Annotated in this window: 10 protein-coding genes and 1 pseudogene; 3 read left to right on the top strand and 8 right to left on the bottom strand. The window is 41.0% G+C overall.

Going from position 1 to position 12,201, the window contains the following annotated elements; genetic code table 11:
• Nucleotides 1–81: 81 nt before the first annotated feature.
• The 4 genes from MFF31_RS14480 to MFF31_RS14465 form a co-directional block, all read right to left on the bottom strand.
• Nucleotides 82–816 carry a hypothetical protein gene (locus MFF31_RS14480; protein ID WP_238188825.1) on the bottom strand — a complete coding sequence of 245 codons (735 nt, stop codon included), beginning with the start codon at nucleotides 814–816 and terminating at the stop codon, nucleotides 82–84.
• A gap of 126 nt (nucleotides 817–942) precedes the next feature.
• Nucleotides 943–1,377 (bottom strand): CoA-binding protein, encoded by a 435-nt coding sequence (locus tag MFF31_RS14475; RefSeq protein ID WP_238188824.1) that lies wholly within the window; start codon nucleotides 1,375–1,377, stop codon nucleotides 943–945.
• Between the two features lie 48 nt (nucleotides 1,378–1,425).
• Nucleotides 1,426–2,730: a 3-phosphoshikimate 1-carboxyvinyltransferase gene (gene aroA, locus MFF31_RS14470; RefSeq protein WP_238188823.1), complete on the bottom strand. Its 1,305-nt coding sequence runs from the start codon at nucleotides 2,728–2,730 to the stop codon at nucleotides 1,426–1,428.
• 17 nt (nucleotides 2,731–2,747) lie between these two features.
• The gene (locus MFF31_RS14465; RefSeq protein ID WP_238188822.1) at nucleotides 2,748–3,290 is read right to left on the bottom strand and encodes a shikimate kinase; all 543 of its coding nucleotides are present in this window, start codon (nucleotides 3,288–3,290) and stop codon (nucleotides 2,748–2,750) included.
• A gap of 152 nt (nucleotides 3,291–3,442) precedes the next feature.
• Between MFF31_RS14465 and MFF31_RS14460 the strand changes: the two genes are divergently transcribed.
• On the top strand, nucleotides 3,443–3,748 hold the full coding sequence (locus MFF31_RS14460) for a hypothetical protein (RefSeq protein WP_238188821.1): 306 nt from the start codon (nucleotides 3,443–3,445) through the stop codon (nucleotides 3,746–3,748).
• Between the two features lies 1 nt (nucleotide 3,749).
• Here the strand turns inward: MFF31_RS14460 and gndA are convergent, their stop codons facing one another.
• Both gndA and MFF31_RS14450 read right to left on the bottom strand, forming a co-directional pair.
• Nucleotides 3,750–5,162: an NADP-dependent phosphogluconate dehydrogenase gene (gene gndA / locus MFF31_RS14455; protein WP_238188820.1), complete on the bottom strand. Its 1,413-nt coding sequence runs from the start codon at nucleotides 5,160–5,162 to the stop codon at nucleotides 3,750–3,752.
• A 260-nt stretch (nucleotides 5,163–5,422) separates the two neighbouring features.
• Entirely contained in the window at nucleotides 5,423–6,019 is a 597-nt protein-coding gene (locus tag MFF31_RS14450; protein WP_238188819.1) for a hypothetical protein, read from the bottom strand.
• 299 nt (nucleotides 6,020–6,318) lie between these two features.
• Between MFF31_RS14450 and MFF31_RS14445 the strand changes: the two genes are divergently transcribed.
• Nucleotides 6,319–6,516 carry a DUF6199 family natural product biosynthesis protein gene (locus MFF31_RS14445; protein ID WP_238188818.1) on the top strand — a complete coding sequence of 66 codons (198 nt, stop codon included), beginning with the start codon at nucleotides 6,319–6,321 and terminating at the stop codon, nucleotides 6,514–6,516.
• A 139-nt stretch (nucleotides 6,517–6,655) separates the two neighbouring features.
• Nucleotides 6,656–7,312, top strand: coding sequence for a DUF1054 domain-containing protein (locus MFF31_RS14440; protein ID WP_238188817.1), 657 nt, complete (start codon nucleotides 6,656–6,658; stop codon nucleotides 7,310–7,312).
• A 62-nt stretch (nucleotides 7,313–7,374) separates the two neighbouring features.
• Here MFF31_RS14440 and MFF31_RS14435 read toward each other — a convergent pair.
• Nucleotides 7,375–7,971, bottom strand: a pseudogene (locus MFF31_RS14435) (efflux RND transporter permease subunit).
• Between the two features lie 1,046 nt (nucleotides 7,972–9,017).
• Nucleotides 9,018–12,047: an efflux RND transporter permease subunit gene (locus MFF31_RS14430; protein ID WP_238188816.1), complete on the bottom strand. Its 3,030-nt coding sequence runs from the start codon at nucleotides 12,045–12,047 to the stop codon at nucleotides 9,018–9,020.
• Nucleotides 12,048–12,201 lie beyond the last annotated feature (154 nt).

The following is a 12,201-nucleotide window of genomic DNA, read 5'->3' as shown; positions in this document are numbered from 1 at the left end:
GTTCCACATTTGTCAAAGTAAAAAGACGAGCCGAATAGGCCCGCCCTGTCGATGATTCTGTTCCCTGATTTATAATAATGACTATCTTGTACCGCCAAAATTATTCGAATTATTACTGCTTGTTGATTGCCAGCCATAACGCGAAATAACAGGACCTGCTTGCTCATAAGCATTTGTCGCTTGATAAACTGGGTTAAGCGGCGTGTTCGAGTGTGCTTGTCCCGTACCATAGCTATGAGAAGCACTATTCGACTGATACCCTCTCGGCTCCGCTGCTTGATATGACTGATGCTGGGAGCTATTGTTACCTGTTGAAGGCTGATAAAGTGAATGCTGAACATAGTTGTTTTGGTTTTGACTTTGACTATAGCCATGTTGCTGTCCTTGGTAATGATCCTGGCTATGACTATTCCCTTGACCTTGGCTCTGATTATGACTGTAGTTCTGTCCCGCTTGATAGCCCACATGCGAGATGGCAGGAGCAGTATTCGTATAGCTTGCGGAACCTTGCTGGGAATAACTTGGAGCCGGATGATGTGTAGTGAACGAATGGTTCGAAACTGCCGGTTGCGAAATGGAATGATAGGATGGCGAATGCTGTGTAATACCGCCATACTGCCCTGCATTCGAATGTTGGTAACCACTGGATGAGTTGTTCACAATTGATTGTGATTGCCCTCCATTAAAGGTAGGCGCAGACAATTGACCTTGATAGTGGGATTGTACATAACCGGATGAATCATGCTGATCCCTATTTCCATTCAAGATGCTCTGCTGACCTTGGAAGTTAACCGGCTGTTGCGAAAATTGATTCACGTTGTGTCCTCCTTGGAATAAGAGCTAGAGTCTTTAGAGTCATGAAACCGCAAATTTATCTCAGTCTTGCGGTTAGTCATCTGAAGCCTTTCTTATTGTGGAGAAATCGGATCGAAATTATTACCGTCAGCTTTTGGCTTTTCCACCAGGAAGAAGAATGGAATCCTCTACCTTAATGCAACGATCCATAATGACCGTTAAACCGCCATCATGTGCAATTTTTGCGGCATCATCATTGGATACGCCAAGTTGAAGCCAAAGTGTCTTTGCACCAATGGAAACAGCTTCCTCTGCAATGGGTGGTGTATGCTCGCTGCGCCGGAACACATTGACAATATCAACGGGAACTGGAATTTCTGCGAGAGTAGCATAACTCTTTTGCCCCAATATCGATTCTGCATTAGGATTAACAGGAATAATCGTATACCCTTTTGCTTGCATCGCCTCTGAAACCATGTAGGATACTCGCTCCGGATTATCAGAAAGTCCTACAACTGCAACGACGTCACTACCGCTCAATATTTCCTTAATTTGTTCCCGTGCCGGATTTTCGAAAGTCATACATGCACCTCGTTTCCATTGATTGAGCTTGATCTAGTCAAGCAAATATTAATGCGAATCCCCATCTATCCACTCAACATTTGCACCCAACGCCTTCAAGTGGTCAAAATAGATTGGGTACGATTTAGCTACATGATGTGCATCATGGATACGGATTGGATTTTTGGAACGTAACCCAACAATCGTAAGTGCCATAATGACACGGTGGTCATAATGAGCATTAATATCTACGCCGCCTTCAACTCCCTCAGGACGTCCATGAACAATAATTTCACTCTGAAGCTCCTCAACGTTTGCCCCTGCCTTGCGAAGCTCGTTCAAATAATCGGTAATGCGGTCGCATTCCTTATAACGTAGATTCTCAACGTTATAAAAGCGTGAAGTCCCTTCTGCAAATACAGCTGCAGCAACCATCGCCAAAACAGCATCCGTTGCATGATCACCATCAAATTCGACTGCTTTGAGCTTTCCATTACCTTTTACATGAACGATATCGTTCTCGTGAGTCAGCGGAACCTCCATCATACGAAGTACATCAACTACAGCACGCTCACCTTGTTTACTATTCTCAACTAAACGATGTACGATTACATCGGATTCCGTAACAGCTGCTGCAGCAAGAATAGCAGCAGACCCAGGATAATCCCCTTGAACAGAATACGTCTTAGCTTCGTAGTTTTGACGTCCTGGTACACGGAAGCTCATGTAATCCTCATCAGCGTGAATGACAATACCTGCTTGCTCCAACACTTCTAACGTCTGACCAACGACAACTTTCGATTTCAGATCGTGAAGCACCTCAATTACACTGTCTTCTTCCAAAAGTGGTGTCAAAAACAACAATGCACTCAAAAACTGTGAACTGATGTTTCCTGATACTTTAATATGTCCGCCTTTTGGTTTGCCGCCTTTAATGGTAATAGGAAGCTTGCCTTCATTATGCTCAATAGTTACGCCCATGTTGCTTAGAGACTCAATTAAATCATGATGCGGACGTTTACCAAGAGAATCCGGGTAGCGATTGACGAAAGTGAGATCTGGACATAATGACGCTATCGCCATCAGAAAACGTAATACTGCACCCGCGTTACCGACATCCAGTTGCTCAACTGGCTTAGGATTGCGACCAAAACCAGTTATAACGATTTTTTCATCATCTTCTTCTACAATTGCTCCAAGATCTCGAATACAACGGCGCATCGCATCGCTGTCTTCGCTATGAGCTGGGTAATAAATAGTACTAGTTCCCTCTGCCAAAGCGGCTACAAGTAAATATCTAGTCGTATAGTTTTTGGAGGAAAGAGCCCCAATTTCACCCTTAAGCCGGGGAGTCGGCGTTACGATAACGTCCATCTTTAATTAATCTCCTTCTACTTCGATTTATTGGATGAGGAATAATGATGCCATTCTCTCACAATATTAGCTACAACATCTTCTACAGAAAGCTCTGTTGTATCAATTGCCATATGCGCAAAGTCGTATGCTGTTTTTCTTTGCTCAAGCAAGCTATATACTCGATTTTTAACATCACCATTTAGTAATGGTCGAGATTCATCGTTAATTACTCTGGAAATAATTTGATCAGGACTTGCTTTAAGTGCTACAACATAACCTTTTTCCAGCATCACTTTACGATTAATTTCTCGCAGCACCGCACCACCGCCTGTGGCTATGACTGAAGAACCGGGATTCGTCAAAAGCCCGTGGAGCACTTGACTTTCAATTTCTCGAAAGTTCTCTTCACCCTTGTTCTCAAAAATAGTCGCGACCGTTTTATTTTCTACTCGCTCTATCTCTTCATCAACATCAACACGAATACAACCTAGTTGCTCTGCAAGCAATCGGCTAACACTTGATTTACCCGTACCCATGAAGCCAATTAATATCAACTTGTCGCAAAATTTGGATTCCATTGCGTTTTTCCACCTTTTAATGCGTTTTACTCTACTTTTCTCCCACATCATATCATTTTTTTTCATATGGAGGGTATAAAAAAGTGAGTTAAGCCGTATGGATGATAAAGATGCACATGTCATGCATATTCCAAGATAGGAGTGACACTACAATGACCAGCGAATCCAATGCCCGTACCACTGATCCTACTGAGCTTAGAATACGACGAATATTAGATTCTGAATATCCACTTTGTCGAGACGATGTCGTATGGATGCTCGGGTTTATCAAAAAAAAGGTGGCTGACGAAGATCCATCCTTAATGGATCTGTCGCAGCCACGATTGATGCAAAATTTCCTATCCTTTGCCGAAGCAGCGATGGCCCTTATTCAACGCAGGCATGCCTGCGACCAAGAGGCCGAGCGTCTGCGCGAATGGTTGAAACAAGCAGCGTACGGCATTATTCCAAAACGTTGACTTAAGATTGCAGCCAATTGAAGTGGAATGAACCTTCTTTATCCACACGTTTGAACGTGTGTGCGCCAAAGTAATCACGTTGCGCTTGCAACAGGTTAGCAGGCAAACGTTCTGTACGGTAGCTGTCGAAGTACGCAATTGCACTAGAGAATGCTGGTACAGGTACGCCGTTCGTAACTGCTGTTCCAATAACTTCACGCCATGCGCCTTGGTAAGCTTCTACAACGTCTTTGAAGTAAGGATCAAGCAATAGGTTACGAAGTTCTGGATCGCGATCGTACGCATCCTTTATGTTTTGCAGGAAACGGGCACGAATGATGCAACCACCGCGGAAGATCATTGCGATGTCGCCGTAGCGTAGATCCCATCCATACTCTTCAGATGCTGCACGCATTTGTGCGAAGCCTTGAGCGTACGAACAAATTTTGCTTGCGAACAAGGCTTTGCGAACTGATTCAATAAACGCCGCTCTGTCACCTTGGAATGGCACTTTAACTGGACCACTCAGTACTTTGCTTGCTGCAACACGCTCTTCCTTCATTGCTGACAAGAAACGTGTAAATACGGATTCTGTAATGATGGAAAGAGGTACACCTAGATCAAGCGAACTTTGGCTCGTCCATTTTCCAGTACCCTTTTGACCTGCTGAGTCCAAAATAACGTCAACCATCGGTTTGCCTGTCTCAGGATCATATTTCGAGAAAATATCACGAGTAATTTCGATCAGGTAGCTGTCAAGCTCACCTTTATTCCATTCTGTGAAAATGTTATGAAGCTCTTCTGTGCTAACATCCAACACGTTCTTTAGAAGGTCATAAGCTTCACATATTAATTGCATATCTCCGTACTCGATGCCATTGTGAACCATCTTCACATAGTGACCAGCACCATCAGGTCCAATGTATGTACAGCAAGCGTCTTCGCCAACTTTAGCAGAGATTGCTGTCAAGATTGGTTCAACAAGCTCATATGCGGACTTCTGACCACCAGGCATAATGGATGGTCCCTTTAGTGCGCCTTCTTCTCCGCCGGATACACCAGTACCGATAAAGCGGAAGCCTTTTGCTTCCAAATCTTTGCTTCGACGTTGTGTGTCAGGGAAATATGCGTTGCCGCCATCAATAATAATATCCCCTTGATCAAGGTGTGGTAAAAGGGAGTCGATTGTAGCATCTGTTCCCGCACCAGCTTGAACCATGATCAAAATTTTGCGAGGTACTTCAAGCGATTGTACGAATTCCTCGATCGTGTATGCAGCTACTAGATTTTTCCCTACGGATTCCTTAATCAAATCATCCGTTTTCTCACGGGAACGGTTAAACACAGATACCGTAAATCCTCTGCTTTCAATATTAAGGGCTAGATTTTTGCCCATGACAGCTAGTCCAATAACGCCGATTTGTTGTTTTGACATCTGGTTTTTTCCATCCTTCGTCATTTATTTAATCACAATAGCTATATTCTACTCTTTTTGAAGCCAGAAGAAAACCATTTGCAAGGGAAAAGTAGCCTAAGATACATCAGGAATTTTGAGTAATCTCAAAAGAATAACTTATACAAAGGAATGGTAACGTTTCCATTAAATTAGACAGACAAAAAAACGACCCTATACTCCGAAATAATGAACGGGTATACGATCGTTTAAAAAGCGTTGCCGACATTATTACTCATCCATTACAGCTCCAATTGAAGCATTTCTGATCGCAGAGCTACTAAGCGCTCCTTTGATAAAGTAACCGCTTCCTCATTTTTGTCCTCTAAAGCTTCGAATAAAACAGACAATTCATAATCGAGTTCGTATCTTAGAACTAGAGCCCTTTCTTCGGCCCTCTTCGATTGAAATGCCTTAATCATTTCCTCAATTGTGACGAATGGCTTCTTCTGATAAATAATACGATGTTCCATGCCCGACACCTCCACAAGTCGTATAATCTCACCGAACATAATACTCTCAATGACGATTTGACGATCTTTAATCCGCTTCACGACCGCATGTCCACGTGTGTCATTAATCAGTTTTTCCAGCAGCACAGATAACTTTTCATCTTTGATCACATAATCGCCTACAATTTTGTATCTGTTTTTCATGCGCTGGAAATGCAGCTTTACAAGCTTGCGCCCCGTCCGGATAGATACCAGAAACTGCCCCTCGGTCTCGCTCCAATATAAGGAGTATCCTTCCTGAATAAGATCACGGATGAGATTTTGGATTTGCCGACGTTCGAAACGCAGCTCCAAATTGCAATATTCAACTTCATAGCTTTTGTTCACGGCAATCCCTCCTCTTTTCCTTTGCATAACAATCCAAGTTGCAATTTAACTAAATCTTCTGAAAATTTGTTCTTATCAATATCTTATACTCCATCTTATGTAATGGCAACTTGGATTATTGACTAATTTTACAAGATGGCTAGATAAAATATAGAAAAAGGATAAGTTTCCTTATAAAACGAGCATGAAGACTGCTGGAAATGAGATTCGTTTTCACATTAAAACAAAAATAGAAAATTTGGTAATGATTATGATAAAATTATTTGGACATTACAGTAGCTAAGGAGGTAAGTTGAACGATGATATTTTTAAGTATTTTATTAGTCGTTGTTGGTCTAATCATGATATTTAAAACGTCTCTATTTTGGAAAATATCTGAGAAATGGACATCCGCAGATGGAACTGAACCCTCCGATCTCTATATCTTCAACACTCGATTTGGCGGAATAATGGTTTCTATTGCAGGTTCTCTCGGAATAGTTGCAACCTACATCTAGTAATTGCTACCTCCTCATAAACAATTACGATTATTCTCATGACATTCCATATTGTAAACATCGGTTTTCTCTACTGAATTATGCTATAATTATTATTAATAAATAGTAATTATACGTTCTATTAAAAGGAGCAACGACGATGACTACAATGACCACTTCTGCAGCCTCAGTGTTGCCGGGCTTCCATACAACTGATTTCGATGTGTTCCAGCTTCAAGGCTTAGAAGAACGAATGGCTGGAATCCAAACTCATATTCGTCCCAAATTTCAAGCAATTGGCGAGCGGCTTGCACTTGAGCTATCCCTCTTATCTGGAAATGAGATGTTCCTTCATATTGCAAAACACGCAAGACGTAAAGTTAATCCTCCTAAAGATACATGGCTTGCCCTCTGTAACAATAAACGCGGCTATAAAGCTCATCCTCATTTCCAACTTGGTCTATTCGACGATCATCTGTTTATATGGCTTGCACTTATTTATGAATTACCCAATAAAAAAGGGATCGCATCAACATTTTTGAACAATATCGACCAAGTGATGTCCACGGTTCCTGCTGATTATGTAATATCATATGATCATATGAAAAAGGATTGTGCCACTGTAGGTGAAATGACTCCTCAAGATTGGGAAACGTCACTTGGTCGCTTTCGTGATGTACAAAAAGTAGAGCTTTTAATTGGTCGTCATATCGCAATGGATGACGAGCTGCTGCAAGACGGTGATGCATTGCTCGATTTTACTGTATCAACGTATAAGCAGCTTATCCCTTTATATCATATGGCTTACACACGTTAATTAGAAAAGCTGCCCTCCCGTTCAAACGGTTGGACAGCTTATTTATATGATTTGAATTTAGTTTAATGAGAAGATGTCGCCGCTGCTTCAGCAGCGCCATCACGCTCTATTATTTTTCTTTGCTTTGCCGACTTGCGGAAAAATAGTAGCTCATACACACAAGGTACAATGATGAGTGTGAGCACAGTAGCAGCGGCAAGTCCACCAATAACGACTATCGCCAAACTTTGAGATACAATGCTTCCCGATTAGTGACTTCCAAATACGAGTGGCAGCATCGCACAAATTGTCGCTAGTGCCGTCATAATAATCGGTCTCATTCTAGTTGTAGCCGCTTCAATGAGCGCTTCACGTATCGGCATTGATTGTTCATTATGCTTCACTCTATCTATAAGTACGATAGCGTTAGTAACGACAATGCCTATGAGCATTAGTACGCCAAACATTGCAGTGAAGTCTGGAATAATACCCGAAATAAGAAGTGCTGTCACGGCCCCTATTGCTGCTAATGGCAATGAAATCATATATGAGTATCCTGTATTATATAACGTGCTTTTTAAGTGGCCTCCCAATACCATGAAGGACTTTTGGCTCGCTATAAAAGAATCTGTTTGTGCAGTAATAAGTTCAATTATATTTTGATTGAAGATAAGAAACAAGATTACTAGTGAGAAAACCAATTATGAAAGTAACCGTCACTACTGCGGTAATATAAATACGATTTTGAGGTTTTAAGCCAAGCTCAACAAAAAGATTAGAAAGCCAGAAAAGACTAATGTAAACTACAATTGCGAATATCCAAGAAGGACTTCCAAGTATCAAACGTGTCTTCATTGACTTCTTTTCGGAGTTCATTTTACCTCCTCCATTATTAATAGTCTCTCGGCAGTTATCGAGGCAGGTGGGAAAAGGCTTCTACATTTCCTTTAAAAAATTTAATTAATTGAATCAATTTCACACTCACATTATTCACGCTATAAATGGTGAGAAATCAAAAAAATCCTTGATCACTTAATGTAATGTATGTTCATTTAGCCGTTAGAATCTATCGTATCCGCATTTCTGAAGAGATGCTTCTAATATATGGTTACTACTTAGGTACAGCATCTTGATTATTTTGTCGTAGATCCACAATATGTTGTGATTTAAGTTAGTGTATTAGTAGAACTATATGACTACTATCGATTGTTCACAATCTATCAAATCTATATCTAGTACCCCAAATACCTATTTTTAATTCATACCCACAATATACCAACCTAATGGTACCTAAGTAGTAACAATATATGACTGATTTCTAGAACCAATTATTTTTTTATTCCGCTGTTAATTAATTTATGAACGTTCACTAAAAGTACTCTTACAGTTATATAACACTTAAAATACCTTACTGGTTGCACTTTTTCATTATGTAACTATTTGATTCTGAGCTGTGAAAATTTCCATAATAATTACTGAGCTCCAAACTATTTTATTATTCGCAAGTCACAAGATGTACTATTAATCTACAGCTATAAACCGAATAGACCTTGAAAAAGCACTCGTACTTTTTTGGAGAAGAACTTCGTTGTTCTGATATAAATAATGTTAGCCAAAAAGTTCTGCACCTTTTTCTGAGTGTCAAAAATGAAAAGGCACTTCCACAAAATTAGATTACTCTAACCATGAAGAAGTGCCCAAATTTCGCCGTTAATCATTCTAATTGTTACTTCGACGATGCAGCGGCTGCTTCCGCAGCGCCATCACGCTCTATTATTTTTCTTTGCTTTGCCGACTTGCGGAAAAATAGTAGCTCATACACGCATGGTACGATGATGAGCGTAAGCACAGTAGCCGCAGCAAGTCCACCAATAACGACTATCGCCAAACTTTGAGATACAATGCTTCCCGATTCGTGACTTCCAAATACGAGTGGTAGCATCGCACAAATTGTCGCTAGTGCCGTCATAATAATTGGCCTCATTCTAGTCGTAGCTGCTTCAATTAGTGCCTCACGTATCGGCATCGATTGTTCATTATGCTTCACTCGATCTATAAGTACGATAGCGTTAGTTACAACAATTCCAATGAGCATCAGTGCGCCAAACATCGCAGTAAAGTCTGGAGTAATGCCCGAAATTAAAAGTGCTGTCACGGCCCCTATTGCTGCTAATGGCAATGAAATCATAATAGCTAGCGGAGCTCGAAGCGTCTTAAAGGTCAAAACCATGATGAGATAAACAATTCCAATAGAGATTAGTGCCGTTGCACCAATATCAGCAAAATCGCTCATTTGATCCGCTGAAGCACCACCTACGGATATTTCTACACCTGCTGGTAGCTCAAGCTCCTTCGTAACTTTAGTGATATCTTCACCAACGATAGAAAGCTGCTTCGGATCGGCGCTCGCTGTTACACGAACGTAAGGCTTACCATCCAAATGATAGAACACACTTGGTTGTTCTGTACGAACTAGTTCAGCAACTTCTGATATCGGTACTGCCCCTGTAGCAGTCATAATAACAAGTTTATCCAAATCTGCTGCAGATTGTGGATTGGTAATAGGTTGTAGAATAACCGGTGTTTCACCTTCTTTTAATGACAAGGTACCGATTGGCATAGGATGAAGTACGCTTTGCAATTGCATCGCTACCTCTTCGCCTTTTGCAACCTCTGGGTTAATCTCGTATGTATAAACCGGCTTAACCGCTTCTTGATTGCTCTCTACCTTAAGAACCCCTTTAACAGGTACAATAGCTTCTGTTAATTTCTTTGCTGTCTCAGCAAGTAAATTGGGGTCATCACCCGTTACGTCTATGAAAACGGATGGAGGCCCACTACCCATAATCAAATCCGTTGTATTTGCTTGAAGTTCTGCTTCAGGGAAATCAGCCTGTTTAGCCGTTAGACGTTCTAAAAACAGCTCTGCATCTACATCAGCTTTAAGTTCGACAAGATAGCTAACTAATGTTGGAGACGTAACGTTGCCAAATTGCTCACCATCCGAGCTATTGCCAGAATCCATCGTAATCCACTCAACCGACTCATCTTTCATAATTAAACCCTCTAGTTTCATTCCACCTACTAAAACTTGATCAGTTGGTGTGTCGCTCGGATATTGCAATGTCACATTTAAATATTCAGCGCTAGAGGAATCAATAGCTCCCTTCGGCATAGTAACATATGCGCCAACCGATCCAACTAATAAAACGATCGCGATAAAAATAGGCAACCATTTGCGGCTTAAGTTCCATCTGAGGAATGCAGCAAACTTCGGCGAGCCGCTGTTCTCCTTCTCTTTTGTCCCCCGCAGTAATAATGCACTTAGAAGTGGTACTACTGTTAACGCAACAAGCAATGATGCTAGCAAAGAATATGTTACTGTAAGTGCGAATGGCAGCAGGAATGCTTGCAATGAACCTTTTAGCAATCCCATCGGCAAAAAGACGGCAACCGTTACAATTGTTGAAGATGTTATTGCGGATGCAACTTCTTTAGTTGCACTAATAATAAGGCTAACTGAGAAGGGCTCATTCTGCAGCCTTCTATAAATATTTTCGATAACTACGATACTGTCATCTACTAATCGACCTACTGCAACCGCCACACCGCCAAGTGTGATAATGTTAAGAGAAACACCAGAAAGTTGCAGCAAATATAATGTTATTGCAAGTGATAAAGGAATCGACACGATTGTGACAATAGTTGCCTTAACATTGCGCATGAACAATAAAATGATGATAGTAGCAAATAATGCTCCAAGAAGAACTTCTCTCAGCATACTATCTACCGCATGCACGACAGTGTCTGAGCTGCTAAGCATTACACTAGCCTCAATGCCAGCCATATCTTTATCCAATCTAGTTACTGTTTCTTCAATACCTTCACTTACCGAAACTGAGTTAGCATTAGCTGCTTTTGAAACGATAAACACAACAACTTCTTTACCGTTTTTGCGGCTCACATTTTCACTTTCGTTACTAAGCTCTACACTAGCAACGTCGCTAAGAACTTTACCGGGTGCGATAGGAAGTGACTTCAGCGTGTCTATATCCGTAATTTCATCCGTAATTGTTAGATTGGCGGATTGGCCATCTACAATTCGTTCACCAAGCGATGTGGAAACCCCTCTGCCCTGTAGAACAGTCATTAATGATTGAATCGGTATTCCAGTCTGAGATAACTTTTCACTATCTGGCGTAATCTTTACAACCGCATGTGATTGTCCGGAAACCGATATTCCTCCCGAACCTTCTACCTTCTGCAGCTCATTTTTTACCTCTACTAATTTTTTCTCTCGTTCTTGATCACTTATACTTTCATCGAACGAAATTGTCACCCAACTAATCGGGATCATCGACGTATTTAGCTGCAACACAAATGGTTTTATAACATTAGGCGGTAATTGAACAGCCGTAACAGCGCGCTCTACTTCGGCTTTTGCTTCCTTCATATTTGCTTTGGAATCGAAGTTAAGGAAAATTTGTGTATATCCATCGCCCGAAGTTGAAGACATCGACGTTTTACCTTTTACAAACATAACTGATTGCTCTAACGGATTTGTAACTTTCTCCTCCATTGAACTGGCGTTGCTGCCTTGTCCAATAGCTGTAATTACAACTTGCGGATTATCTGCCTCAGGCAGAAACTCCATTGGTAACCTGAAGTAACTCATTAACCCCATTACTAATGCCATGACTACTAACAGCCAAATTGCTGCTTTGTTCCTGAACGACCATTCCGTTAATTTACTCATACTAAAAGTACCTACTCCTTCTCCCAAATAGGAAATCTGTTTTTGACTTCCTAATCATAATGTCTGGAAAAGTATTGAAAAAACGTCCACAGACGGTGTTTCAGCTACTAAATTAGTCGGATTAATAACTACGACTAAGGTCTAGTTAACATAT

The sequence above is a fragment of the Paenibacillus sp. L3-i20 genome (genome assembly GCF_022180385.2).
Classification (GTDB): Bacteria; Bacillota; Bacilli; order Paenibacillales; family Paenibacillaceae; genus Pristimantibacillus.
This window is presented reverse-complemented; position numbering and strand designations above follow the sequence as displayed.

Coding starts and splice junctions, on each gene's coding strand:
- aroA (WP_238188823.1), bottom strand. CDS start 2,730: ATGGACGTTATCGTAACGCCGACTCCCCGGCTTAAGGGTGAAATTGGG.
- MFF31_RS14460 (WP_238188821.1), top strand. CDS start 3,443: ATGACCAGCGAATCCAATGCCCGTACCACTGATCCTACTGAGCTTAGA.
- MFF31_RS14475 (WP_238188824.1), bottom strand. CDS start 1,377: ATGACTTTCGAAAATCCGGCACGGGAACAAATTAAGGAAATATTGAGC.
- MFF31_RS14465 (WP_238188822.1), bottom strand. CDS start 3,290: ATGGAATCCAAATTTTGCGACAAGTTGATATTAATTGGCTTCATGGGT.
- gndA (WP_238188820.1), bottom strand. CDS start 5,162: ATGTCAAAACAACAAATCGGCGTTATTGGACTAGCTGTCATGGGCAAA.
- MFF31_RS14445 (WP_238188818.1), top strand. CDS start 6,319: ATGATATTTTTAAGTATTTTATTAGTCGTTGTTGGTCTAATCATGATA.
- MFF31_RS14430 (WP_238188816.1), bottom strand. CDS start 12,047: ATGAGTAAATTAACGGAATGGTCGTTCAGGAACAAAGCAGCAATTTGG.
- MFF31_RS14440 (WP_238188817.1), top strand. CDS start 6,656: ATGACTACAATGACCACTTCTGCAGCCTCAGTGTTGCCGGGCTTCCAT.